Below are 24,693 nucleotides of genomic sequence, written 5' to 3'. Positions count from 1 at the left end.
GGCTGGATTTCCAGCCCCGCCGGCGATTGAGGCGACCGCCGCGCAGCGGTGGTGCGGGGGATCCGGGGGCAGCCGCCCACCGGTTTCGGGAAGGGGCGGGTAGGGGACGGCTCCGCGCAGCGGCAGCGGTCATGACAGCTGCGCACGGAGGTAGGCCCGCCAGTCGGCGGTGAAGGCGGGCTCCGTCGTGCCGAGGACGACGGCGAAGGCCGAGGCCGGGGAGACGGCGGCGGCCTCGTAGAAGGAGATCAGCGCCGGTACCCCCCACCGCTCCGCGGCCAGCCGCACCGCCAGCCAGGAGGACTCGTACGCCCGCGCCAGCCGCTCCGGGTCCCCCGAGAAGGCGAAGTCCTCCGCGGAGGGCAGCGTCGACGGCCCGTCCCCCGAACGGACCGCCCGCGCGAGCGCCGGCGCCGCCTGCCGGGGCGTGCGGTCCACGCTCCGGTAGGCCACGTAGTCCGCGAAACCCTCCGAGAGCCACAGCGGCGTCTGGCCGGTGGTCGCGGCCCGGGTGGCCACGTGCACGGTCTCGTGGGTGAGCACCACCCGGCGGCCGAGGTCGTCCAGCTTCCGGTAGGCGTCCGGGTTGACCGTGACCCGGTCCCCCGGCGTGGTGGTCACCGCCGCGATCCCCGCGTACGAGGCGGCCGGCGAGCCGAGCAGCCCCGCCATGGCCTCCAGCGAGGCCGGTACCAGCATCAGCACCCGGCGGTCCCAGCTGCGCGGCCAGACCGCCGCCACCGCCGGCACCGCCCGGTCGGCCGTCGCGGCGACGCCCTGGAGGGTGGCCGGGTCCTGCCCGACGCCCAGGACCAGCGAGGCGGTGCCCCGGACCGCGGTCACCTTCCCCTGGTCCCACAGCTGCGGGTGCGCCCCGGCTCCGGGCCGGTCGCCGGTGACGTACCAGTGCCCGTCGGACTCGCCGAGTTCGACCTCCCGGGCCGAGACCACCGGCTCGGTGTCGTAGCCGGCGATCCGGTAGCGCAGTTCGGCGGCGACGAACGCCACCCGGCCCTCCCGGCGCACCGAGAGCACGGCGTACTCCCAGGAGGCCAGCGGCACCGCGGCGGTGTTCGCGTACGCGGCCCGGGCGCCCGGGCGCCGGTCCAGGGCCAGGTAGCCGGCCTCGTCGTGGGCCAGCAGGGCCCCGGCCCAGCGCGCCAGCGCCGCGCGCGGGGGCCCCTCGCCGGCGCTCACCCGCGCCGGCGCCGCACAGCCCCCGACCAGCACCAGGAGCAGCAGTGCCAGCACCGCCCGCAGCGGCGTACGTCCCTTCACCCGGTGATCGTACGACCGTACGGGCCGGAAGCGGGCCCGGCGCGTCAGGGCCGGGTGACCGCCGAGACCGGCATCATCCCGACCGGGTCGTAGCGGACCGGGGCGCCGGGGTACGGAGCATGGACGACCTGCCCGTTGCCGACGTACATCCCGACGTGGCTGGCGTCCGAGCGGTAGGTGACCAGGTCCCCGGGGCGGGCCTCGGAGAGCGGCACCTGCCGCCCGGCGAACCGCTGCGCCTGCGAGGTCCGCGGCAGCGCGACGCCGGCCTGCCGGTACGACCAGACCATCAGCCCCGAGCAGTCGAAGGCGGAGGGCCCGGTGGCGCCCCACACATAGGGGCGGCCCACCGCGGCCCGGGCGGCCATCACGGCCGCCGCGGCGCGGCCCGAGGAGGCGCCCACCGGCCCGGAGAGGTCCGGCAGCCCTTCGGGGCGGTGCAGGGAGCGGGAGGAGCGCTCGAAGTCGGCGCGCTCGTCGGAGGGCATCGCGTTGAGGATCCGGCGGGCGGCGGCCAGCTTGGCGGTCACCGACCGCTTCTGCCGGGCCACGTCCGAGCGCAGCGCCTCCAGTTCGGAGAGCTTGCGGGAGGCCTCCCGGCGCTGCTGGCCGAGCTTGCGCTGGGCCTCGCGCAGTTCGTCGAGCCGGGCGGTCTGGCGGCCGGTCAGCCGGTCGAGCGCGGCGGCCTTCTCCAGGTACCCGTCGGGGTCCTCGGAGAGCATCAGGGCGACGGTCGGGTCCACTCCCCCGGAGCGGTACTGGGCCCCTGCGTACGCGCCGAGCACCCCGCGCATGGTGTTGATGCGGTCCTGGCCGCGGGCGATGGCGTCCTGGGCCTGGCCGACCTCGGCGCGCAGCCGGGAGGCGCGCTCGCCGGCCTTGTTGAAGCGTTCGGTGGCCTGTTCGGCCTCTTCGAAGAGCCGGTCCACCCGGGCCCGGGCGCCGCCGGCCGGTTCCTCCGGAGCCGCGCTCGCGGGGGCGGCCGACAGGGCTGCCGCCGCGGTGGCGGCGGTGGCCGCGGCGGCGGTCAGGACGGTGGCCCGGGTACCGCGCTCCAGGCCCGACGGGGCGGGCCGACGATGGGACGCCACTGGAAGCCGCACTCCCTTCCGCTCGCGCGGGCCCGTCCCCGCCCCCCGTGGACGGATGCGTTCCGGGCTCCGCGGTGGCCGACAGTAGCCGCGCGGGCACACCCCGGCCAACGACCCCCGCAGCCACGGACAGTGACGCCCCGCCGGAGAACACAGGTCACCGACGGGGCGCGGGGTCAGCTTCGGTCGCGGCAATTCCCCCGGATGGGCGGGTGTCGGCGGGTCGCCGACGGGCCAGGGCTGGCGGCGGGGACGGCTTCGCGGGGGTCCGGAAACACGAACGCGCCGCCCCGGAGGGCGGCGCGTTCGGAAGGTTGCGGGCGCGTCAGGAGACGCGGACGCCGAACTGGAACGGCATGTTGTCGATCGACTCGTACTTGACGCCGCCGCGCGGGTTGGAGGCGTGCAGCACGGTGCCGTTGCCGGCGTAGAGGCCGACGTGGTGCAGGTCGCCGTAGAAGAACACCAGGTCGCCGAGCTGCAGCTGGCTGCGGCCGATGCGGGTGCCGTCGTTGATCTGCGTGAAGGTGGTGCGGCTGATGCCGACGCCGGCCTGGCGGTAGGCCCACTGCGTCAGGCCCGAGCAGTCGAAGGCGTTGGGGCCGGTGGCCGCGGGTATGTAGGCCGAACCGAGCTTGGTCCGGGCGGCCACGAGGGCGTCGTAGGCCCGGCCGGAGCCCTTGAGGTTGCCGACCTTGCCGGTGTCGCCGCCGCCGAGGCCGCCGCGGTCACCGCCACCGCGGCTGGCGCGCTTCTCGTCCTCTTCCTGGAGCCGCTGCCGCTCGGCGGCGGTCAGGGTGTTGAGCAGCTTCTGCGCCTCGCCGAGCTTGCCCTGGACCTCGGCCTTCTTCTGGGCCAGCTCCTTGCGGGTGTCCGCGAGGTCCTTCAGCTTGCCGGCCGCCTCCTGGCGCTCCTGGGCGAGGCTGCGCTGCTTGGCCTGGATCTTGTGGACCGACTCGACCTGCTTGGCGCTCAACTGGTCGAGCACCGCGGCCTGGTCGAGGTATTCGTCCGGGTCGGCGGAGAGCAGCAGCTGGACGGAGCTGTCGACACCGCCGGAGCGGTACTGGGCGCTGGCCATCGAACCCAGCTGGTCCCGCATGTCGTTGAGCTCCTGCTGGCCCCGGGCGACCTTGTCCTGGATCGCGCCGATCTCCTTCTGGAGCTTCGCCTGCTGCTCGCCGGCCTTGTTGAGCTTCTCGGTGGCCTGCTCCGCCTGGTCGTACAGCGCGTCGACCTGGGACTTGACCTCGTCCTTGCTCGGCTTGGCGGGGGCCGCCTGGGCGGACTGGGACGCGAGGGCGACAGCGGCGGCGGCGGTTGCGGTGAGCACGGTCACACGAGCGCGGGTCGGCTGCTTGGGTCGACGGTGGGACGCCACGGGGGCGAGCTCCTTCTTCCTCGAGCCGCCGAACAACGCAGTCTCGGCGGTCCTCCGCCCGCCACCCCGAATGGGTGATCAACCGCACGAAGGTTTGAAGCCCGACCCTAGTGACCTTTCTGTGATCAGTTCAAATCCTGATGAGAAAAATCTCGGTCACCGACCTGCTTCTTTACCTACAGCGCACGCTCCGTGCCGGGCATTTGACGGTCTGTTCCGTCACTGCAGCACCAAATCGGGCATAGCTCGCATGAGTTGCTAGACGCGTGAAAGCCGCTTCAGGAGCAATGCGGACGCAACGGGCCGGGCCCCCGCCTTGGCCACCCCGTCGGCCACCTCGCGGTCGGTGGAGACCACCACCACCGGCCGGCCGGGCGGCTCGGCCCGCACCAGCTGACGGATCAACTCGTCAGCGGTGACACCCGGCTTGGAGAACAGCACCCGCACCCCGCGCGGCGGCGCCAGCAGCACCGGCGCGGCCAGCTCGGCCCCGTCGAAGACACAGGTCATCTCGGCGCCGGTCTGCGCGGCCAGCAGCGACAGCCCGCCCAGCAGCCGCAGCCGCTGCTTCTCCAGCGGCATCGTCGGATAGCCGGTCTTGGTGACGTTGTAGCCGTCCACCACCAGATGGGCCTGCGGCAGCGCCAACAGCTGGTCCAGCAGCGCCGGGTCGGTCTCCGACAGCGCCCGGGCCGCGATGTCCTTGGGCGTCATCCGGCCCGGCTCCACCGCGTCCACGGTGTCGGCCGGCCGCACCGAGACGGGCGGCAGCGCCAGCTCGCGGCGCAGCCCCTGCGCCGACTCGAGCACGGTGTCCAGCAGCAGCCGCAGCCGCATGTCCTCGACACTGCGGCCCTCGCGCGCCGAGCGCCGGCTCGCCTCCAGGGCCGCCTCGACCTCCGAGAGCCGGGACTTCAGCCGCCGGCCCTCGCTCTCCGCGGCGGCGACCTGGGCGGCGGCCTCGGCGCGGATGCCGTCGGTCTCGGCCGTGTGCTTGCGCAGCGCCGCCTCGCCCCGCTTGACGTCGTTGAGGGCGCTACGCAGCTTACGCTGAAGCGATTCGGCTTCCTTGCGGGCGGCGTCCAGGTCCTGCCGCAGCTGCTCGCCGCCGGTGCGCTGGGCCTCCCGCAGGTCGGCCAGTTCGGCGCGCAGCCGCTCCAGTTCGCGCTGGGTCTCCTCGCCGGCCCGCTCGGCGTCGGCCCGCTGGGCCTCCTCGCCCGCCGCGGCCACCAGCTTCACCCAGCCCGCGGGCCGCAGGACGTACGCCACCGCCGCCACGTCGAGCGGATCGGCGGCGGCCGGCGGGGCCCCGGACTCCAGGGCCGCGGCCAGTTCGGGCTGCGTCTCCTTCAGCCGCTCGCCGATCCGGCCGCGGAAGAGCGGGTCGCCCTCCAGCGCGGCGGCCATCGCGTTGCCCGCGAACTTGGCCCGCCGGGTCGGGGTGAAGCGGGCGTACTGGCGCAGCTGCGCCGGGAGGTCCGCGACCGTCAGGCCGCCGAAGGCGTCCGAGACGAACGCGACCACCCGGCGCCGCACGCCGTCCGGCAGAGGCCGGTCGAGCGCTTCGGCGTCGCCGCCGGCCGCACCGGCCGGCTCAGCGTCGCTTGCAGGCTCCACAGATCCGTCACCCCTACCGTCAACCGTCATGTCGGACCCGACCCCTCAGGAGTCGGCGCCCGGCCTGTCCACGAGTTCGATCTGGTCCACGGCGTTGCACCAGCGGCAGCGGACCGACTCGATGGTCTCACTCACCACCTCGCGCTCCTCGACCTTGGGCTCCCCGGCAAGGTCCAGGTGGACGTACTCGACCACCTTGGACGAGCGGGTCACGTCGAACCGGGTGAGGTTGCCGCACAGGGTGCAGCGCCAGCGGGTCGTGGCGGTCGGCAGGGGAACCGTCATCGGGCGGTCTCTCTCCTTCGGTGGCGTCGGGTCCGCCGGGCCGCGGTGGCTCTTACCACGCCGCCCGGCAGCGGTACCGCTCGTTACCCTACGGCCTGTCGCGGTCCCCCGGCCCGGGCGTGTCCTGCATGCGAGACGCGGCGGGGCGAGCTGTGCCGGTCCGTCCCCGTACGACATGCTCTGTCCATGATCGTACGGTGGGAGGTCCTGCGGAGCGCCGCCCGCGGGCCGGTGGTCACCCGGACCCTGATCGCCCTGTGCTGCCTGCTCTTCCTGCTCGGTCCGCTGTCCGGCTTCGACCCCTGGTACGGCACCGGCGACCGGCTGATGGTCGCCCAGAGCGCCTACCTGCGGCGCTGGGGGGTGGTGCCGGACGAGCTCTTCGGCGGCTCCGCCCGGGCCGCGCTGACCCCGCTGACCGCGCTCTTCCTGCACGGCAGCTGGCTGCACCTGCTCGGCAACATGCTCTTCCTGCACGTCTTCGGCGGTCTGCTCGAAGAGCGGATGGGGCGGCTGGAGTACGTCCTCTTCTACCTGGTCTGCGGCTACCTGGCGCTCGCGGCGTACGCGGCGGCCAACGTCTCCTCCGACCAGACGCTGATCGGCGCCTCCGGCGCGATCTCGGGGGTGCTCGGCGCCTACCTGTGCCTCTTCCCCCGCGCCCGGGTGACCAGCCTGCTGCCCTTCCTCTTCTTCCTGCCGCTGCGCTTCCCTGCCTGGGTGGTCCTGGTCTTCTGGTTCGCGGTCCAGTGGCTCGCCCAGCACCGCGCCGGCGACAACCCGTCGGTGGCGTACCTGGCCCACCTGGTCGGCTTCTCCCTGGGCTTCCTCTACGCCTGGGGCCGCTACCGGCGTACGACTAGAGTGAACGGACCAGCCACGGCCACCGAGGGAGACAGCCAGCCGTGATCACCGCTCTTGTCCTGATCAAGACCAGCGTGGACCGCATCCCCGAGATCGCGGAGTCCATCGCGGCCCTGGAGAGCGTCAGCGAGGTCTACTCCGTCACCGGCACCTACGACCTGATCGCCATGGTGCGGGTGGCCCGGCACGAGGACCTGGCGGACATCATCCCCGGCCGGATCAGCAAGATCCCGGGCGTCGAGGCCACCGACACCCACGTCGCCTTCCGCACCTACTCCCAGCACGACCTCGAAGCCGCCTTCGCCATCGGCCTGGACGCCTGACGCAGGCGCGCCGGCACGGGTGCGCGGTGCCGGGCCCCCCGTGCCCGGCACCGCGGGTGGCACTCACACCGCCGGGACGCAGCGGCCCTCTTCGGTGCGGTACTGCCACTTGGCGCCGTCCGCGACCAGTTCCCTGACCGCGCCGACGAAGCGGTCCACGTGCTCGTCCGGGGTGCCCGCGCCGAAGCTGACCCGGATGGCGTTGAGCGAGCGCTCGCCGGGGGCCGCCTCCGGTGCCCCGCACTCGCCCGGCTCCTGGGGCTCGCTGCCCAGCAGGGTGCGCACCAGCGGGTGCGCGCAGAAGAGGCCGTCGCGGACCCCGATGCCGTACTCGGCCGACAGGGCGGCGGCGAAGTGGGAGCTGTTCCAGCCCTCCACCACGAAGGAGATGACGGCCACCCGGGGCGCGTCGTCGCCGAACAGCGAGAGCACCCGGACCTCGGGGACCTCCGCCAGGCCCGCCCGGACCCGCCGGATCAGCTGCTGCTCGCGCTCGACCAGGGTGTCGAAGCCGGCCTCGGTCAGCGCCCGGCAGGCGGAGGCGATCGAGTAGGCGCCGATCACGTTCGGCGAACCGGCCTCGTGGCGGGCGGCGGTGGTGTGCCAGTCGACGTCCACTCCCCCGTCCTCGCGGCGGGCCACCTTGCGCGAGGCGCCGCCGCCGGCCAGGTACGGCTCGGCGGCCTGGAGCCAGTCGGCCCGGCCGGCCAGCACGCCCGAGCCGAAGGGCGCGTACAGCTTGTGGCCGCTGAAGGCGATCCAGTCCACGTCGAGTTCCTGCACCGAGACCGGGTGGTGCGGGGCCAGCTGGGCGGCGTCCACCACGATCCGGGCGCCGTGCGCGTGGGCCGCCGCGGCCAGGTCCTTGACCGGCCACAGCTCGCCGGTGACGTTCGAGGCGCCGGTGACGCAGACCAGCGCCGGGCCGTAGGGCTCCCGGTCGGCCAGGGCGCGCTCCAGGGTCGCCACGGCCTGCGCCGGGGTGCGGGGCGCGTTCAGGTAGGTGACCTGCGCGCCCTGCCAGGGCAGCAGCGAGGCGTGGTGCTCGGTCTCGAAGACGAAGACCTGGCAGTCGGCCGGCAGGGCCCGGGCGAGCAGGTTCAGGGAGTCCGTGGTGGAGCGGGTGAAGATCACCTGATCGGATGACCGGCAGTCGAGGAACTCCGCCACCGTGACCCGGCTCTGCTCGAAGAGGTCGGTGGAGAGCTGCGAGAGGTACCCGGCGCCGCGGTGCACGCTGCCGTAGTAGGGCGCGTAGGCCGCCACGTCGTCCCAGACCCGCTGGAGCGCGGGGGCACTGGCCCCGTAGTCCAGGGCCGCGTAGGTGACTTCGCCGCCGGTGACCAGCGGGACGGTGACGTCCCGGCCGAGCACGGGCAGCGGGCCGGCACAGCAGGCGTCGGCCTCGGGGGCGGCGGCGGTGGCGTCGACGGAGGAGGTGGTGGCGGCGGCATTCGGGTACGCGGACATGGCGGTATCTCCGGGGCAGTAAGGGCGGAATGGCTTCGGTGGCCCGTACATGGGTACGCCGATGGGGCGTGACGGTACGGAAGGTGCCTTGAAGTTCCCTCGACGCGCGGGCGTGACGACGGCCGGGGCGCAGGGGGTGAAGAAGGGCGCTGGGCGCCTATCGCATTCGCTTGCTCACGGAAAAGACTCCTCGAGTAGACCAGGACCCCTGGTGTTCGAGGGGTCCGCGCTTGCCGTAGACCTCGCTGCCTACGGCCTGGTCATCACCCGGGGCACCCCGCCACGGACGGAGGGTTGCCGGACAGCAAGCCGGGGCCAAAACGCTGTCACTCGTGACCTGCGCAGCATCCTGCCACATGATCGGGAAGGCACAAGCCCCCGTCCGCGATGCGGACGGGGGCCGGTCGGCGTAGTGCGCGGCTGCGCCTCAAGCGTTGCTGGCGGCCACCCAGCGGTCCAGGGCCGCCCGGGCGGAGCCCGAGTCGATGGACTCGGCCGCCCGGTCCATCGCGGCCCGCAGCTGCTCCTCCAGGGAGCCGGTGCCGGGGTCCAGGGCCACCAGGGCCGCGCCCGCGTTCAGCAGGACCGAGTCGCGGACCGGACCCTGCTCGCCGGCCAGCAGCCGGCGGGCCACGTCGGCGTTGTAGGACGGGTCCCCGCCGCGCAGCGCGGAGATGTCCACCGTCTCGATGCCCACGTCCCGCGGGTCGAAGGGGAGTTCTGTGACCTCGCCGCCGCGCACCCACCAGATCCGGGAGGTGCCGGTGGTGGTCAGCTCGTCCAGGCCGTCGTCGCCGCGGAAGACCAGGGCGGAGGTGCCGCGCTCGGCGAGCACCCCGGCCATGATGGGGGCCATCCGGGGGTCCGCCACGCCCACCGCCTGGGCGGTCACCCGGGCCGGGTTGGTGAGCGGGCCCAGGGCGTTGAAGGAGGTACGGATGCCCAGGTCCCGGCGGGCCGGGGCGGCGTAGCGCAGCGCCGGGTGGAAGACCACGGCGGCGCAGAAGGTGATGCCGGCCTCCTCGGCGACCTGCGCCACCCGCTGCGGGGTGAGGGCGAGGTTGACGCCCAGCTTCTCCAGGACGTCGGAGGAGCCGCTGGCGGAGGAGGCGGCCCGGTTGCCGTGCTTGACGACCTTGGCCCCGGCGCCGGCCATCACGATGGCCGACATGGTCGAGATGTTGACGGTCTTGGCGCCGTCGCCGCCGGTGCCGACGATGTCGACGGTGCGGCCGGGGACCTCGATCAGGTTGGCGTGCTCGTACATCGTGCGGACCAGGCCGGTGTACTCCTCGACGGTCTCGCCCTTGGCCCGCAGCGCGACCGCGAAGCCGGCGATCTGGGCGTCGGAGGCCTCGCCCCGCATGATCCGGTCCATGGCCCAGGCGGTGTCGTCCGCGGTGAGGTCCCGGCCGGTCAGCAGGGCGTCGAGGACGGACGGCCAGGAACGGGCCGCCACGCTGTCGCCGCCTGCCGGGGTCGCAACGTTCATGGTCCGCTCCTGGGTTCCACAGAGGTGAGGGGAAGTCACCCTCAGCCTATCGAGCCCCACGGACGGCGAAGAGCCCCGTCCACACGCTGGACGGGGCTCTTGCCGTGGCGACTACTGTTTGTGATCAAGCACAACCAGTGGGGCGATCAGTGGTGGCCGTGGCCGCTCTGGATCTCCTTGAACTCCTCCACCGTGGGCTTCGGAATCTGGTTGTCCTCGCCGTACATGCCCTTGCTGAGGCTGACCCGCAGCTTCTCGCTCCGGGTGATCTTGCGCTCCACGCCGTTCTCGTCCACCTTCGGGCCGAGCTCGGCCGGCTCGTACTGGTGGTGCGAGGTGAGGGTGTGCAGCTTGCCCGGCGACAGCGGCTCGTGGACCTCGATGAACTCACCGTGCGGCAGGCGCTTGATGATGCCGGTCTCGCGACCGTGCAGCACCTTGTCCCGGTCCCGGCGCTGGAGGCCGAGGCAGATCCGCTTGGTGATCACGAAGGCGATGACCGGGGCGACGAAGAAGCCGATCCGGACGAACCAGGTGATCGAGTTGATCGACAGGTGGAAGAACTGGGCGAACATGTCGTTGCCGCCACCGACGAGCAGCACGAGGTACCAGACGATCCACGCGACACCGAACGCCGTACGGGTCGGGGCGTTGCGCGGGCGGTCCAGCAGGTGGTGCTCGCTCTTGTCACCGGTCGCCCAGGACTCGATGAACGGGTAGACCGCGATGGCCGCCAGGACGAGCGGGAAGAGCACCAGCGGGATGAACACGCCCAGGACGAGCGTGTGGCCCCACAGGTTGATCTCCCAGCCCGGCATGGCACGGATCAGGCCTTCCGGCATGCCCATGTACCAGTCGGGCTGTGCACCGGTGGACACGTGGTCCGGGGTGTACGGACCGATGGCCCAGATCGGGTTGATCGAGGCGATCGCCGCGGTGGCCGCGATGACGCCGAAGACCAGGAAGAAGAAGCCGCCGGCCTTGGCCGCGTACACGGGCAGCAGCGGGGTGCCGACCACGTTGTTCTCGGTCTTTCCGGGACCCGCGAACTGCGTGTGCTTGTGGTAGAAGACGTACACCAGGTGCACGGTCACCAGCGCGAGCAGGATGCCCGGCAGCAGCAGGATGTGGAAGGAGTAGAACCGCGCGACGAAGTCGTCGCCGGGGAACTCGCCGCCGTAGAGGAAGAACGACAGGTACGTGCCGACCAGCGGCACGGACAGGATCGCGCCCTCCATGAAGCGGACACCGGTGCCCGAGAGCAGGTCGTCCGGCAGGGAGTAGCCGGTGAAGCCGGTGAACATACCGACGACCAGCATGGTCCAGCCGAACAGGTAGTTGATCTCACGCGGCTTGCGGTACGCGCCCGTGAAGAACACGCGCATCATGTGCACCAGCATGCCGGCGAGGAACACCAGCGCCGCCCAGTGGTGGATCTGCCGGATCAGCAGACCGCCGCGGACGTCGAAGCTGATGTCGAGCGTCGACTTGAACGCCTCCGACATCCGCACACCCTGGAGCGGCACGTACGAGCCGTGGTACACGACCTCGTTCATGCTCGGGTGGAAGAACATCGTCAGGTAGCACCCGGTGAGGATGATGACGATGAAGCTGTAGAGGCAGATCTCACCCAGCATGAAGGACCAGTGGTCCGGGAAGATCTTGCGCATGTTCGTCTTGGCCATCGCGTAGATGCCAAGACGGCCATCCGCCCAGTCGGCCATCCGCTCGCCGGCGGGCGCCTTGCGCTCAGTGTCAGTGGCAGTGCTCATCCGCGCTCCCAGAAAGCAGGACCGACGGGCTCTTCGAAGTCGCCGAGCGCCTCGAGGAAGCCTTCGTCATTCACGCCGATCCGCAGCTGCGGGAGGGCGTGACCGGCCGGGCCGAAGATGACGCGGGCGCCGTCGGAGAGGTCGAAGGTGGACTGGTGGCACGGGCAGAGCACGTGGTGCGTCTGCTGCTCGTACAGGCTGATCGGGCAGCCGACGTGGGTGCAGATCTTCGAGTAGGCGACGATGCCGTCGTGGGACCACTCGAGTTCCTGCTTGTCCTTGATGTCCTCCGGCTTGATGCGGACGATCATCAGGGCGGCCTTGGCGATCTCCTCCATGTACCCGTGCTGGTCCTCTTCGAGGCCCTCGGGCTTGGCGAAGGTCAGCGAGCCCACCGCGATGTCCTCGGGACGCAGCGGCTCCATCGTGTTCTGGTTGATGATGAGCTTGCCCTTGGACCACATGGTGGTGCGGAGCTTCTTCTCCGGCAGCGTGCCCATGTCGCGCAGCAGGATGACGCCCGCGAGCGGCACCAGCGAGACGGCGCCGATCAGGGTGTTGCGGAGCAGCGGGCGCCGGGCGATGTTCGCCTCGGTGACGCCGTCGTTCCACTCCTTGAGGACCAGGGCCTTCTTGGCCGCGTCGGCGCTGACGGGGTGCCGCTCGTCGGCGACCTCCACGTCGGACATGAGGGTGCGGCCCCAGTGGACCGCGCCCGCGCCGATGCAGAAGAGGGCGGTGCCCAGGGTCAGGCCGAGAGCGAAGTTCAGTCCGCTCACGTGCCCGAACGGGAAGATGAACACGATCTTGTCGACCGGGATGGTCACGTACGCGGCGATGAAGCCGATCGTGGCCAGCATCGAGATCGTGAACAGCAGGGCGATGACGCGCTCGGACCGCTTGGCGGCCCGCTCGTCGATGTCCTGGATGCGCGGCCTGTGAGGGGGCAGGCCCGGGTCGGCGAACGGGTCGTCCGCGACCGCTACGCCACCGTGGTGCGCGTCCTGCACGGTCGGCAGGTTCTCTTCGGGAATGTCTTGGCTACTCATGACTTCTTGGCCTTAGCGGTGTGGGCCGCGACCCAGACGGCGACAGCGATCAGCGCACCCAGGCCGAAGACCCAGCCGTAGAGACCCTCGGACACGGGGCCGAGGCCACCGAGCTTGAAGCCGCCCGGGCTCGCCGACTTGTCACTGTTGACGGTCTGGATGTACGCGATGATGTCCTTCTTCTGCTTCTCCGGCATGGTGCTGTCCGGGAAGGAGGGCATGTTCTGCGGGCCGGTGAGCATGGCCTCGTAGATGTGCTTCGGCTCCACGCCCTCGAGGTTGGGCGCGTACTTGCCGTACGTGAGCGCACCGCCCTCACCGGTGAAGTTGTGGCACTGCGCGCAGTTGTTGCGGAAGAGCTCGCCACCCTTGGCGATGTCGGCACCCGCCGGGTCGTACTGCTTCTCGCTCGGCACGGCCGGGCCGGCGCCGAGGGAGGAGATGTACGCCGCGAGCTGGTCGATCTGCGCCTGGGTGTAGATGTTCTTCTTCCGCGGCACCTGGGCGCCGGGCTGCTGGGCGGGCATGCGGCCCGTGCTCACCTGGAAGTCGACGGCGGCCGCGCCGACGCCGACGAGGCTCGGGCCGTCAGAGGAGCCCTGGCCGCCGGTTCCGTGGCAGGTCGCACAGTTGACGGCGTAGAGCTTCTTGCCTTCGTCGATGGCGAGGGACTGGGAAGTTTCGTCGGCCTGCGCCTTGCCCGCGGGCGCGAAGGCGGCGTACAGCCCCCCAGTGGCCGCCAGCGCGAGGAGTAGAACGACGACCGCCGCCAGCGGATGGCGTCGTCGTGCGGAGAGCTTTTTCACGGATTACCCCGGTGTCAGGATCTTCTGCGTCGGTGCTTGCTGGATGTGTTTCGGGCCGGGCCCGATTACTTGATCAGGTAGATCGTGGCGAAGAGGCCGATCCAGACAACATCGACGAAGTGCCAGTAGTAGGACACGACGATGGCCGACGTGGCCTGTTCGTGGGTGAACCTCTTGGCCGCGTACGTCCGGCCCAGGACCAGCAGGAAGGCGATGAGACCGCCCGTCACGTGCAGACCGTGGAAGCCGGTGGTCAGGTAGAAGACCGAGCCGTACGGGTCAGAGGACAGCGAGATGCCGTCCTTCTTGACCAGCTCGGTGTACTCGAACACCTGGCCGCCAATGAAGATCGCACCCATCACGAAGGTGATCACGAACCAGGTGCGGAGCTTCTTCACGTCGCCGCGCTCGGCGGCGAAGACGCCGAGCTGGCACGTGAGGGAGGAGAGCACCAGGATCGTGGTGTTCGTCGCCGAGAACGGAAGGTTCAGCGCATGCGCCATTTCCTTCCAGTGCTCGGTGCCCGTCACCGATCGCAGGGTGAAGTACATCGCGAAGAGGGCCGCGAAGAACATCAGCTCGGAACTCAACCAGATGATGGTTCCGACGCTGACGAGGTTCGGCCGGTTGACCGTCGGGTGCGCGTGCCCGGTATCTACTGTCGTTGCTGTCGCCACGACCGACATTATGTCGGTCGCTTATCCCGCCCTCACCCCGGGGGGTGCCGTTCGGAGTGTCCGGGGGGTGTGCACTGCCCGAACGGCCCATCAGATGGCTGTCCGAACCGATGTTGAGGGGCCGTCGGACGGAGTAGCATCCCGCGCATCATCAACGTGATTCATGTGACACGTGGAGGAACGATGCGGGCGAGTGCGAGGGTCCTGGTCTACAGCGACGACGCCAACACGCGGGAGCAGGTGCGGCTGGCGGCCGGGCGCCGGCCGGCCTCGGACCTGCCGCCGGTGGAGTTCCTCGAGTGCGCGACGCTGCCGGCGGTGCTGAGCGAGCTGGAGGCCGGCGGGATCGACGTCTGCGTGCTGGACGGCGAGGCGGTGCCGGCGGGCGGCATGGGCGTGTGCCGGCAGATCAAGGACGAGGTGTTCAACTGCCCGCCCGTGCTGCTGCTGATCGGGCGTCCCCAGGACGCGTGGCTGGCCACCTGGAGCCGTGCGGACGCGGCCGTCACCCTTCCGGTGGACCCGGTGGAGTTCGCGGGGGCGCTGGCGGCGCTGCTGCGGGGCCGGCTGGCCGTGGGCGCCTGATCCGGCTCCGAGCGGGGCGAAGGCCCTCGTAGGAGCCCGTAAAGGCCCTGTGAACGCCCCAGGGGGCCCGTACGCGTGCGTACGGGCCCCCTGGGGCGTTCCGGGGACGGGCGGGGCCCCCGGGGCCCGCGGGGCTACACCTCGGGGCGCAGCCGGGCCGTGTCGGCCGGGGTGTGGCCGTCCTGGGTGCCGGAGAGCAGGGCGCTGCCCTCCCGCCACTTCTTCCACGGCAGGTTCCAGTCGCCGTAGCCGTTGCCGAAGTTGTCCATGTCGTCGCCGATGCTGTTGACGACCTGGACGACGTCGCCCTCGCGGATGTTCTCGTAGAACCAGGCGGCGTTGCTGGTGCTCATGCCGGTGCAGCCGTGGCTGACGTTCTCGTAGCCCTGGGAGCCCACCGACCAGGGCGCGGCGTGCACGTACTCACCGCTCCAGGTGACGCGGGTGGCGTAGTACACCGGCAGGTCGTACGAGTCGGAGGAGCCCTCGGCGATGCCGACGGTGGTGCCGCGCATCCGGACGTAGTACTCCTTGCCGAGCACGACCTTGATGCCGTTGCGGGTGGAGAAGCCCGGCTTTCCGGTGGTGACCGGGATGGTGTTGACCACTTCTCCGTTGCGCTTGAAGGTCAGCTGGTGCGAGGCGGCGTCGGTGGTGACCTCGACCCGGTCGCCGATGGTCAGGCGCAGCGGCTTGGCGGCGGCCCCGTAGAGGTGGTCGGAGACCCGGACGCCCTCGAGGTTGCTCCGTACGGAGACGGTGGCGTTGGCGGGCCAGTACTCCTTCGGGCGGTAGTGCAGCTTCTTGTCGTCGACCCAGTACCAGGCGCCGTCGACCCGGGGGCTGGACTCGACGACCAGGGCCCGCTCGATGACGGCCCGGGCGGCCTTGTCCTTGACGGGCTCGCTGAGCTCGGCCGTGACCGGCTGCCCGACGCCGTAGGTGCCCGCCTCCGGGCCGAATTCGGCCCGGACGAGCTTCTTGGCCGGGGTGGTCTCGAAGGTGGCGGTGCGCTGGCCGGGGGCGCCGTCCCCGTCCTCCGTGCTGACCTGGACCGTGTACCGGACGCCGGCGGCCAGGGCGGCGGTGCTGTGCCAGCGGTCGCCGTCCGCGGAGAGCTCGCCGGCCAGCCGGCGGCCGTGGGTGTCGACCGCGGTGACGTCGGTGATCCGGCCGTCGCCGCCCTTGAGGGTGACTTCCAGCGGGCGGTCGGGGTCCACCGGGCGACTACCCGGCTTCTGGTTGAACACGACCTGGTCGCCCGCGTCGTACGGGCGGGCGGACAGCGGGTCGTCCTCGGACCCGCAGGCAGTGGCCCCGGCCCCGAGGGACGCGACCAGCAGGGAGCAGCTGAGAACCGTCCAAAGACGCGGTGTGTGACTCATGACTCAACGCTATGAAGATATGACAATTACGGCGCGCGGGGTGCCTGCAAACGAGGGGCCCGGACTCCCCCTTTCGGAGGTGTCCGGGCCCCTCGGTGCGTGCCGAACTGCGGTCAGCGCCTACTGGTTGGCGTTCTCACCGCGGTAGTACTCGTACACCCAGCCCCACAGACCCACGAGGATCACCGGAGCGGAGAAGTACAGCAGCCACCAGCCGAAGACGACGCCCAGGAACGCGAGCGCGCCGCCGATGGCCAGCGAGAGCGGCTGCCAGCTGTGCGGGGAGAAGAAGCCGAGCTCGCCGGCCTCGTCCGCGACGTCGGCTTCCAGGTTGTCCTGGGCCATGGCGTCCACGCGCTTGGCGGTGAAGGCCAGGTAGTAGCCGATCATGACGCTCAGGCCGAAGGCCAGGAACAGCGCCGTGGTGCCCGCCGGCTCCTTCGACCACACGCCATACACGATGGCCATGATCAGAATGAACGCGGAGAGCCAGAGGAACATCTTGCCCTGGATCTTCACTTGCCGGCCTCCTTGTCACCAGCGACGGCCTTGGACTCGACGCCGTGGTACTCGAGGTGGTCCAGCGCGGCGATCTCCGGGTGGTGCAGGTCGAACGCCGGGGATTCGGAGCGGATCCGCGGCAGGGTGACGAAGTTGTGGCGCGGCGGCGGGCAGGACGTCGCCCACTCGAGCGAACGGCCGTAGCCCCACGGGTCGTCGACCTCGACCTTCTTGCCGTACTTGGCCGTCTTCCACACGTTGTACATGAACGGCAGCATCGACAGGCCGAGCAGGAACGAGCTGATCGTGGAGATGGTGTTCAGCGCGGTGAAGCCGTCGGCGTCGAGGTAGTCCGCGTAGCGACGCGCCATGCCCTCGGCACCCAGCCAGTGCTGCACCAGGAACGTGCCGTGGAAGCCCACGAACAGCGTCCAGAAGGTGATCTTGCCCAGGCGCTCGTCCAGCATCTTGCCCGTGAACTTCGGCCACCAGAAGTGGAAGCCGGAGAACATCGCGAACACCACGGTGCCGAAGACGACGTAGTGGAAGTGCGCGACGACGAAGTACGAGTCGGAGACGTGGAAGTCCATCGGGGGCGAGGCCAGGATGACGCCGGTCAGACCACCGAAGGTGAAGGTGATCAGGAAGCCGACGGCCCAGAGCATCGGGGTCTCGAAGGACAGCGAGCCCTTCCACATGGTGCCGATCCAGTTGAAGAACTTCACACCGGTCGGGACCGCGATCAGGAAGGTCATGAAGGAGAAGAACGGCAGCAGCACACCGCCGGTGACGTACATGTGGTGCGCCCACACGGTCACCGAGAGGCCGGCGATCGAGATCGTCGCGGCGATCAGGCCGATGTAGCCGAACATCGGCTTGCGGCTGAAGACCGGGATCACTTCGGAAATGATTCCGAAGAACGGTAGGGCGATGATGTACACCTCTGGGTGTCCGAAGAACCAGAAGAGGTGTTGCCAGAGCAGTGCTCCACCGTTCGACGCGTCGAACACATGGGCGCCGAACTTGCGGTCGGCCTCCAGCGCGAAGAGCGCGGCGGCCAGGACCGGGAAGGCGAGCAGGACCAGGACACCGGTCAGCAGCACGTTCCAGGTGAAGATCGGCATGCGGAACATCGTCATGCCGGGCGCGCGCATGCAGATGATCGTGGTGATGAAGTTGACCGAGCCGAGGATCGTGCCGAAGCCGGAGAAGGCCAGACCCATGATCCACATGTCGGCGCCGACGCCCGGCGAGCGGACCGCGTCCGACAGCGGGGAGTAGGCGAACCAGCCGAAGTCGGCGGCACCCTGCGGGGTGACGAAGCCGGCCACCGCGATGGTCGAGCCGAAGAGGTAGAGCCAGTACGCGAACATGTTCAGCCGCGGGAACGCCACGTCGGGCGCGCCGATCTGCAGCGGCATGATCCAGTTCGCGAACCCGGCGAACAGCGGCGTCGCGAACATCAGCAGCATGATCGTGCCGTGCATCGTGAACGCCTGGTTGAACTGCTCGTTCGACATGATCTGCGAGCCCGGACGGGCCAGCTCGGCGCGCATGGCCAGAGCCATGATGCCGCCGATGATGAAGAAGATGAACGAGGTGACCAGGTACATCGTGCCGATCGTCTTGTGGTCGGTGGTGGTCAACCACTTCACGACGACGTTGCCCGGCTGCTTGCGCCGCACCGGCAGCTCGTTCTCATACGAGTCGGCTGCGGCGGCACCCTGAGGTTCGTTGAGGATGCTCACAGTTTGTTCGTCTCCGAGTTCCGGGCCGGATCGGTCTGCTTGATGCCCGCCGGGAGGTAGCCGGTCTGACCCTTCTCAGCCAGCTCCTTCAGGTGCGCCTGGTAGCGCTCGGGGGAGACGACCTTGACGTTGAAGAGCATCCGGGAGTGGTCGACGCCGCAGAGCTCGGCGCACTTGCCCATGAAGGTGCCCTCACGCGAGGGGGTCACCTCGAAGACATTGGTGTGGCCCGGAATGACGTCCTGCTTGAACAGGAAGGGAACCACCCAGAAGGAGTGGATGACGTCGTTCGACGAGAGGATGAAGCGGACCTTCTCGCCCTTGGGCAGCCACAGGGTCGGACCCGGGTTGCCGGTCTGCGGGTTCCGGTCGGCCGGGACGCCCTTGGTGTAGACGCCCTCGGCGCCCGCGGGGAAGTCCTTGGTGAACCTGTCCGGGATGGAGGCGAGCTCCTTGGGGATCTCGCCTGCCTTCGGGGTCGAAGCGTCCCCGTCGACGTCCTCGATGTAGTTGAAGCCCCAGCTCCACTGGAAGCCGACCACGTTGATCGTGTGCTTCGGCTTCTCGGAGAGGGTGAGGAGCTTCGACTCGTCACGGGCGGTGAAGTAGAACAGCACCGAGACGATGATGAGCGGGACCACGGTGTACAGCGCCTCGATGGGCATGTTGTACCGGGTCTGCGCGGGGACCTCCACCTTGGTGCGGCTGCGCCGGTGGAAGATGACGCTCCACAGGATCAGGCCCCAGACCAGGACGCCCGTGGCGAGGGCGGCCGCCCAGGAGCCCTGCCACAGGGAGAGGATGCGCGGCGCCTCCTCGGTGACCGGGGTGGGCATTCCGAGGCGGGGGAAGTCTTTCCAGGTATACGAGCAACCAGTGGCGGTCGCCAGAACCGTTCCCGCAGTCAGCGCCTGCAGCAGCTTCCGCCGCATCGGGCGCCGCGGCGAGCGGTCGGAGCCGTAGGGACTCACGTAGCGCCTTCCCGAGAGTCTCGGCCCGCGCGGCCTGCGGCCGTCTCTCTGGTCGGTCGCCGGCCCTGACACGGGCAGGGTTTGGATGTTTATGCGGACCAAACCCTACTGGACGCTATTTGGGGTCGCGCGGGGAGGGTGCCCAACGCGCCGTCACAGCCCCCGAAGGGGTGGCTCCGCCGTCCGGGGGACGGTCCAACTGCCCCCGATCGGCGGGGTTCGGGCGGTATCTGACGGGGGCTGACCGGCGCGGGAGTGCCGGTGGCGGCCGCACGGGCCCGGTCCGCGGGGCCTGATCTACGGTGGCCGCATGCCGTACTTCGACGCCGCCTCCTCCGCCCCGCTGCACCCGGTGGCCCGCCAGGCCCTTCAAGCCGCCCTCGACGAGGGCTGGGCCGACCCCGCCCGGCTCTACCGGGAAGGACGCCGGGCCAGGCTGCTGCTGGACGCCTCGCGGGAGGCCGCGGCGGAGGCCGTCGGGTGCCGTCCCGACGAGTTGGTGTTCACTCCTTCGGGGACGCACGCGGTTCACCTCGGCATGGCGGGATCCCTCTCCGGACGTCGGCGCGTCGGCGGGCATCTGGTCGTATCGGCGGTCGAACACAGTTCTGTACTTCACTCGGCTGCCGCACACGCGGACCGGGGCGGCGAAGTCTCCGAGGTGCCGGTGGACCGTACGGGTGCCGTGGCCGCCCCGGAGTACGCGGCGGCGCTGCGGCCGGACACCGCGCTGGCCTGTCTCCAGTCGGCCAATCACGAGGTGGGCACGGAACAGCCGGTGGCCGAGGTGGCCGCGGCCTGCCGGGCGGCCGGGGTGCCGCTGCTGGTGGACGCGGCCCAGTCGCTGGCCTGGGGGGTGGTGCCGGGCGACTGGTCCCTGCTGACCGGCAGCGCCCACAAGTGGGGCGGGCCGGCCGGGGTGGGACTGCTGGCGGTCCGCAAGGGCGTCCGGTTCGCACCCCAAGGCCCCGTGGACGAACGGGAGTCGGGTCGCTCGGCCGGCTTCGAGAACATCCCGGCCGTGGTGGCGGCGGTCGCCTCGCTGCGGGCGGTACGGGCGGAGGCCGAGGCCGAGGCGGCCCGGCTGCGGGTGCTGGTGGACCGGATCCGCCGCCGGGTGGCCCGGCTGGTGCCGGACGTGGAGGTGGTGGGGGCGGCCGACCGGCGGCTGCCGCACCTGGTCACCTTCTCCTGCCTGTACGTGGACGGCGAGAGCCTGCTGCACGAGCTGGACCGGGCCGGCTTCTCGGTCTCCTCCGGCTCCTCCTGCACCAGCTCCACCCTGACGCCGAGCCATGTCCTCAAGGCGATGGGGGTGCTGTCGGAGGGGAACGTCCGTATCTCGCTGCCGGCCGGGACCACGGCGGAGTCCGTGAACCGCTTCCTGGAGGTGCTGCCGGGCGCGGTGGCGGGGGTGCGGGAGCGGCTGGGGGCGCCGAGCGGGGCGCCGGTGCCGGTGGAGGGGGACGCGCTGGTGGTCGACGCGCTGGGCGAGCGGTGCCCGCAGCCGGTGATCGCGCTGGCCGCGGCGGTCGCGCGGGTGTCGGTCGGGGGGACGGTCACCGTCCTGTCGGACGACGAGGTCGCCCGGCTGGACATCCCGGCCTGGTGCGCCCTGCGCGGCCACGCGTACCTGGGCGAGTCCCCCGCCGACGCGGGCTCCGCCTACGGCGTGCGCCGCCTGCACTGACCGGGCCCGGTCCCCTCCCGTCGGAGGGGGCCGGGCGCGGTCCGGGGATCAGGCCAGGTGGGAGCGGACCTCGGCGGCGGCGTCCTCGCCGTAGGCCTTGGTGAAGCGCTCCATGAAGTGGGCCCGGGCCAGGGTGTACTCCTGCGTGCCCAGGGTCTCGATGACCAGGGTCGCCAGCATGCAGCCCAGCTGCGCGGCCCGCTCCAGGCTGACGCCCCAGGAGAGACCGGTCAGGAAGCCGGCCCGGAAGGCGTCGCCGACGCCCGTCGGCTCGACCTTGCGCTCCTCCGGCGGGCACGGCACGACGATCGGCTCGTGGCCGACCCGGTCGATCCGCACGCCCCGGGAGCCCAGGGTCGTGACCCGGGTGCCGACCTTGGCCAGGATCTCCTCGTCGGTCCAGCCGGACTTCGACTCGATCAGGCCCTTCTCGTACTCGTTCGAGAAGAGGAAGGTCGCGCCCTCCATCAGGGTGCGGATGTTCTCGCCGTCCATCCGCGCGATCTGCTGCGAGAAGTCGGCCGCGAAGGGGATCTCCCGGGTCCGGCACTCCTCGGTGTGGCGCAGCATCGCCTCCGGGTCGTCCGCGCCGATCAGCACCAGGTCCAGCCCGCCGACCCGGTCCGCGACCGCCTTCAGCTCGATCAGCCGGGCCTCGCTCATGGCGCCGGTGTAGAAGGAGCCGATCTGGTTGTGGTCGGAGTCGGTGGTGCACACGAAGCGCGCGGTGTGCAGGACCTCGGAGATCCGCACCGACTGGGTGTCGACCCCGTGCCGGTCCAGCCAGGCGCGGTACTCGTCGAAGTCGTACCCCGCCGCGCCGACCAGGATCGGGCGCGCGCCGAGCTGCCCCATGCCGAAGCAGATGTTCGGGCCGACACCGCCCCGCCGCACGTCGAGGTTGTCGACGAGGAAGGAGAGGGAGACCGTGTGCAGCTGGTCCGCGACCAGCTGGTCGGCGAAGCGGCCGGGGAAGGTCATGAGGTGGTCGGTGGCGATGGAGCCGGTGACTGCGATACGCACGGCGAAGACGCTCCTGCGGGCGGTGACGGGTGACAGTCAACGCTACCCGCTTCCGGACACGCCTCCGACCGGTTCCGGGCACAGTTCCGACCCCCCGAAACTACCCGATAGTAGGGCTTTCTTCGCCGAGATCTCCGTGCATACGGTGCGGTGAACCCCCTCACCCTCGGGAGCGCCGCATGATGCAGTACACCGCGAACCGCCGCGGTCGGGAAGCCGGTACGTCCGAACTGGCGCAGCTGCTGGGCGACTGCGCCCGCATGGCGCCGCACTGGGCCGTCCCGGCCGAGCCCGCTCCGGCCCCGGCCGCACCGTCCCAGATCCACGGCGTCCGGGTGCCCGCCGCGTCGGTCCGGATGATCGCGGGCACCGCCCAGTACGGGGACTAGGAAGGACCGGGGGAACCGCTTCCGCTCCCGCCACGTCCCAGGGGCACCACGGATGTGACAGCCGGCGAAGGAGCGATGCGGTGACCAGCGAGCGGACGGACGAACGCGGTTCTGCGGAACCGCAGGTGGCACAGGAGCGGCGGCGGCCCCGGGCCGCCGTGCTGGCGGTCGCGGCCGCCGTGCTGCTGGCCGGTGGCGGCGGCGCCTTCTGGGCCGCCACCGCCGCCGACGGCGGGGCCGCGACGGCCTCGAAGGCGGCGCTCGGCGAGGACGCCCAGGCCGTCGGCCGCGGCGACGCCACTCCCCCCAAGGGCATCGCCGTCGGCGAGCCGGACCCCACCGGCGGCGGGGTGCGGTACGTCGCCAAGGGCACGCTGCCCGCGGGACCCGGCACCGCGCCCGGCTACGCGGTCACCGGCGAGGTGACCAAGGCGGAGGTGGCCCGGCTGGCCGCCGCCCTGGGCCTGGCCGGCGAGCCGGTGCTGAGCGGCGGCCAGTGGCAGGCCGGCGTGGTCAAGGACGCCGGGGGGCCCCGGCTGACGGTGGCCCGCCAGGCGCCGGGCGCCTGGACCTTCACCGCGTACCAGCGGGGCGGCGACAACTGCAAGAAGGGCACCGACCAGTGCGGTCCGGCCACCCTCCCCGAGGGCGGCGCCGGCACCCCGGTCGACGGGGCGGCGGCCAGGGCCGCGGCGGCCCCGGTGCTGAAGGCGGCCGGCCAGGACGCGGCCAAGCTGGACACGAGCCAGGTCCAGGGCGCGCAGCGGGTGGTGAACGCCGACCCGGTGATCGGGGGCCTGCCCACATCCGGCTGGCGGACCACCGTGCTGGTGGGCGCGGACGGCAAGGTCACCGGCGGCACCGGGAACCTCAAGGCCCCCGTCAAGGGCGGCCAGGAGTCCGTGATCAGTGCCGGGCAGGCGCTGAACCGGCTGAACGCGAGCACCCTGGGCCGGGCGGCGGCCGACTGCGCGGTGCCGGTGCCGGACGAGGCCGGGACCGGCGTCACCGACGACGGCGCCCCGGATCCCGGTCACGGCGCGGCCACCGGCGCCGAGGGCCGCGGGAGCGGCCCGGACGGCCCGACGGCCGCCGACCCGCAGCAGCCCGGGGCCGCCACCTCCCCCTGCGACCCGTCGGCGCGGCCGAAGCAGCCCCGCACCGAGACGGTCGAGGGGGCGGTGCTGGGCCTGACCCCGCGCTCGGACGACAAGGGCAGCCGGCTGGTGCCGGCCTGGCTCTTCTCGGTGGCCGGGCGGGACGGCCTGGCCGGCCACACGGTCGCCCAGCCGGCCCTCGCCTCCGAGGAGCCGGCCGGCACGCTCCCGTCCGTCCCGGGCTTCTCGTACCAGGAGGCGGGCCGGAAGCTGACCGTGCACTTCTGGGGCGGGGTGTGCAGCACGTACCGCGCCGAGGTGCGGGAGAGTTCCGCGGCGGTGCGCGTGACGATCGTCGACACCCCGCGGGACCCGGGCCGGGCCTGCATCCTGATCGCCCAGGACATGTCGGTGACGGTCACCCTCCAGCAGCCGCTGGGCGGCCGGAAGGTGATCGACGCGACCAGCGGGGAGACGCTGCCGCACAGCCGCTGAGGCGGCTCGGGGGAACGCGCGAGGGCGGTGGCACCGGGAGGTTCCGGTGCCACCGCCCTCGCGGTGTACTAGGGGCCCGCTTCAGCCGGGACGGGGCTTAGCTGAAGGAGTCGCCGCAGGCGCAGGAGCCCGTGGCGTTCGGGTTGTCGATCGTGAAGCCCTGCTTCTCGATGGTGTCGACGAAGTCGATCGAGGCGCCGCCGAGGTACGGGGCGCTCATGCGGTCGGTGACGACCTTGACGCCGTCGAAGTCCTTGACCACGTCACCGTCGAGCGAGCGCTCGTCGAAGAAGAGCTGGTAGCGCAGGCCGGAGCAGCCGCCGGGCTGGACCGCGACGCGCAGCGCCAGGTCGTCGCGGCCTTCCTGCTCGAGCAGGGTCCTGACCTTGTCGGCGGCGGCGTCGGACAGGAGGATGCCGTCGCTCACAGTGGTCTTGTCGTCCTGAACGGACATCTGCATTCACTCCCGAAGTGGGCGGCTCCCCGCCGGGGCAGGGAAACGTCGGACTCTTGCCGTCGATGTGAACCGACGGGGCCGCGGATTCATTCCGGGCCTGACGCTTGTTTCAGATATTCATGCTCGCACACCCTCGCGCGCCCGTGGAGCCGTCGCGCGGGGCCGGGCGAATTCGTCACATCGACACTATCCGACATCGTCAAACTGACGTGAAGCAGTTATGATAGATAGCGTCATATAGACGAGA

23 protein-coding genes and 1 riboswitch are annotated in these 24,693 nt (G+C 71.2%); of the genes, 6 read left to right on the top strand and 17 right to left on the bottom strand.

Annotation, left to right across the window (positions count from 1 at the left end; all coding sequences use genetic code 11):
* Positions 1-129: 129 nt before the first annotated feature.
* The 5 genes from AB0O40_RS27320 to AB0O40_RS27300 form a co-directional block, all read right to left on the bottom strand.
* Positions 130-1,278 (bottom strand): hypothetical protein, encoded by a 1,149-nt coding sequence (locus AB0O40_RS27320; RefSeq protein ID WP_365047087.1) that lies wholly within the window; start codon positions 1,276-1,278, stop codon positions 130-132.
* Between the two features lie 44 nt (positions 1,279-1,322).
* Positions 1,323-2,369 carry an NlpC/P60 family protein gene (locus tag AB0O40_RS27315; protein ID WP_365047084.1) on the bottom strand — a complete coding sequence of 349 codons (1,047 nt, stop codon included), beginning with the start codon at positions 2,367-2,369 and terminating at the stop codon, positions 1,323-1,325.
* Between the two features lie 325 nt (positions 2,370-2,694).
* Positions 2,695-3,750 (bottom strand): NlpC/P60 family protein, encoded by a 1,056-nt coding sequence (locus tag AB0O40_RS27310; protein ID WP_365047081.1) that lies wholly within the window; start codon positions 3,748-3,750, stop codon positions 2,695-2,697.
* Between the two features lie 258 nt (positions 3,751-4,008).
* A complete protein-coding gene (locus tag AB0O40_RS27305) occupies positions 4,009-5,367 on the bottom strand; it encodes an NYN domain-containing protein (RefSeq protein ID WP_365047078.1) in 1,359 nt (452 codons plus the stop codon).
* Between the two features lie 45 nt (positions 5,368-5,412).
* The gene (locus AB0O40_RS27300; protein ID WP_114057246.1) at positions 5,413-5,652 is read right to left on the bottom strand and encodes a hypothetical protein; all 240 of its coding nucleotides are present in this window, start codon (positions 5,650-5,652) and stop codon (positions 5,413-5,415) included.
* A gap of 186 nt (positions 5,653-5,838) precedes the next feature.
* Here AB0O40_RS27300 and AB0O40_RS27295 point away from each other — a divergent pair, with 186 nt between their 5' ends.
* Complete coding sequence (locus AB0O40_RS27295; RefSeq protein WP_365047075.1) at positions 5,839-6,561, top strand: rhomboid family intramembrane serine protease; 723 nt, start codon at positions 5,839-5,841, stop codon at positions 6,559-6,561.
* Positions 6,558-6,839 carry an Lrp/AsnC ligand binding domain-containing protein gene (locus AB0O40_RS27290; RefSeq protein WP_365047073.1) on the top strand — a complete coding sequence of 94 codons (282 nt, stop codon included), beginning with the start codon at positions 6,558-6,560 and terminating at the stop codon, positions 6,837-6,839. Before AB0O40_RS27295 ends, AB0O40_RS27290 begins: the two co-directional genes overlap by 4 nt.
* Positions 6,840-6,902: 63 nt before the next feature.
* On the opposite strand, the gene AB0O40_RS27285 is transcribed toward AB0O40_RS27290, so the two are convergent.
* The 6 genes from AB0O40_RS27285 to AB0O40_RS27260 all read right to left on the bottom strand — a co-directional run bounded on the left by AB0O40_RS27285 (position 6,903) and on the right by AB0O40_RS27260 (position 14,114).
* On the bottom strand, positions 6,903-8,309 hold the full coding sequence (locus AB0O40_RS27285) for an aminotransferase class V-fold PLP-dependent enzyme (protein WP_365047070.1): 1,407 nt from the start codon (positions 8,307-8,309) through the stop codon (positions 6,903-6,905).
* A 221-nt stretch (positions 8,310-8,530) separates the two neighbouring features.
* Positions 8,531-8,647, bottom strand: a riboswitch (SAM riboswitch).
* A gap of 89 nt (positions 8,648-8,736) precedes the next feature.
* Positions 8,737-9,801, bottom strand: coding sequence for an anthranilate phosphoribosyltransferase (trpD, locus tag AB0O40_RS27280; RefSeq protein ID WP_365047067.1), 1,065 nt, complete (start codon positions 9,799-9,801; stop codon positions 8,737-8,739).
* A gap of 146 nt (positions 9,802-9,947) precedes the next feature.
* Complete coding sequence (locus AB0O40_RS27275; RefSeq protein WP_365047065.1) at positions 9,948-11,573, bottom strand: cytochrome bc complex cytochrome b subunit; 1,626 nt, start codon at positions 11,571-11,573, stop codon at positions 9,948-9,950.
* Positions 11,570-12,622: a Rieske 2Fe-2S domain-containing protein gene (locus AB0O40_RS27270; protein ID WP_365047062.1), complete on the bottom strand. Its 1,053-nt coding sequence runs from the start codon at positions 12,620-12,622 to the stop codon at positions 11,570-11,572. The genes AB0O40_RS27275 and AB0O40_RS27270 overlap by 4 nt, the downstream gene beginning before the upstream one ends.
* Positions 12,619-13,428, bottom strand: a complete 810-nt coding sequence (locus tag AB0O40_RS27265) for a c-type cytochrome (RefSeq protein WP_365047060.1) — start codon at positions 13,426-13,428, stop codon at positions 12,619-12,621. Before AB0O40_RS27265 ends, AB0O40_RS27270 begins: the two co-directional genes overlap by 4 nt.
* 65 nt (positions 13,429-13,493) lie before the next feature.
* The gene (locus AB0O40_RS27260; RefSeq protein ID WP_365047057.1) at positions 13,494-14,114 is read right to left on the bottom strand and encodes a heme-copper oxidase subunit III; all 621 of its coding nucleotides are present in this window, start codon (positions 14,112-14,114) and stop codon (positions 13,494-13,496) included.
* 174 nt (positions 14,115-14,288) lie between these two features.
* Here AB0O40_RS27260 and AB0O40_RS27255 point away from each other — a divergent pair, with 174 nt between their 5' ends.
* A complete protein-coding gene (locus AB0O40_RS27255; protein ID WP_365047054.1) occupies positions 14,289-14,690 on the top strand; it encodes a hypothetical protein in 402 nt (133 codons plus the stop codon).
* A gap of 134 nt (positions 14,691-14,824) precedes the next feature.
* Here AB0O40_RS27255 and AB0O40_RS27250 read toward each other — a convergent pair whose 3' ends face one another.
* The 4 genes from AB0O40_RS27250 to coxB all read right to left on the bottom strand — a co-directional run bounded on the left by AB0O40_RS27250 (position 14,825) and on the right by coxB (position 19,295).
* The gene (locus AB0O40_RS27250; protein WP_365047051.1) at positions 14,825-16,075 is read right to left on the bottom strand and encodes an Ig-like domain-containing protein; all 1,251 of its coding nucleotides are present in this window, start codon (positions 16,073-16,075) and stop codon (positions 14,825-14,827) included.
* Between the two features lie 120 nt (positions 16,076-16,195).
* On the bottom strand, positions 16,196-16,594 hold the full coding sequence (locus AB0O40_RS27245) for a cytochrome c oxidase subunit 4 (protein WP_365047048.1): 399 nt from the start codon (positions 16,592-16,594) through the stop codon (positions 16,196-16,198).
* On the bottom strand, positions 16,591-18,324 hold the full coding sequence (ctaD, locus tag AB0O40_RS27240; protein ID WP_365047045.1) for a cytochrome c oxidase subunit I: 1,734 nt from the start codon (positions 18,322-18,324) through the stop codon (positions 16,591-16,593). Before ctaD ends, AB0O40_RS27245 begins: the two co-directional genes overlap by 4 nt.
* Complete coding sequence (gene coxB / locus AB0O40_RS27235) at positions 18,321-19,295, bottom strand: cytochrome c oxidase subunit II (protein ID WP_365047043.1); 975 nt, start codon at positions 19,293-19,295, stop codon at positions 18,321-18,323. The genes ctaD and coxB overlap by 4 nt, the downstream gene beginning before the upstream one ends.
* Positions 19,296-19,605: 310 nt before the next feature.
* On the opposite strand from coxB, the gene AB0O40_RS27230 reads away from it, so the two are divergent.
* Positions 19,606-20,985, top strand: a complete 1,380-nt coding sequence (locus tag AB0O40_RS27230; protein WP_365047040.1) for an aminotransferase class V-fold PLP-dependent enzyme — start codon at positions 19,606-19,608, stop codon at positions 20,983-20,985.
* Positions 20,986-21,033: 48 nt separating this feature from the next.
* Here AB0O40_RS27230 and AB0O40_RS27225 read toward each other — a convergent pair whose 3' ends face one another.
* Entirely contained in the window at positions 21,034-22,008 is a 975-nt protein-coding gene (locus AB0O40_RS27225; RefSeq protein WP_365047037.1) for a carbohydrate kinase family protein, read from the bottom strand.
* Between the two features lie 179 nt (positions 22,009-22,187).
* On the opposite strand from AB0O40_RS27225, the gene AB0O40_RS27220 reads away from it, so the two are divergent.
* Positions 22,188-22,397, top strand: coding sequence for a hypothetical protein (locus tag AB0O40_RS27220; RefSeq protein ID WP_365047034.1), 210 nt, complete (start codon positions 22,188-22,190; stop codon positions 22,395-22,397).
* 80 nt (positions 22,398-22,477) lie between these two features.
* Positions 22,478-23,989 (top strand): hypothetical protein, encoded by a 1,512-nt coding sequence (locus tag AB0O40_RS27215; protein WP_365047031.1) that lies wholly within the window; start codon positions 22,478-22,480, stop codon positions 23,987-23,989.
* 97 nt (positions 23,990-24,086) lie between these two features.
* Here the strand turns inward: AB0O40_RS27215 and AB0O40_RS27210 are convergent, their stop codons facing one another.
* Complete coding sequence (locus tag AB0O40_RS27210) at positions 24,087-24,443, bottom strand: iron-sulfur cluster assembly accessory protein (protein ID WP_365047028.1); 357 nt, start codon at positions 24,441-24,443, stop codon at positions 24,087-24,089.
* Positions 24,444-24,693 lie beyond the last annotated feature (250 nt).

The sequence above is a fragment of the Streptomyces sp. NPDC089919 genome (genome assembly GCF_040684615.1).
Classification (GTDB): domain Bacteria; phylum Actinomycetota; class Actinomycetes; order Streptomycetales; family Streptomycetaceae; genus Streptomyces.
This window is presented reverse-complemented; position numbering and strand designations above follow the sequence as displayed.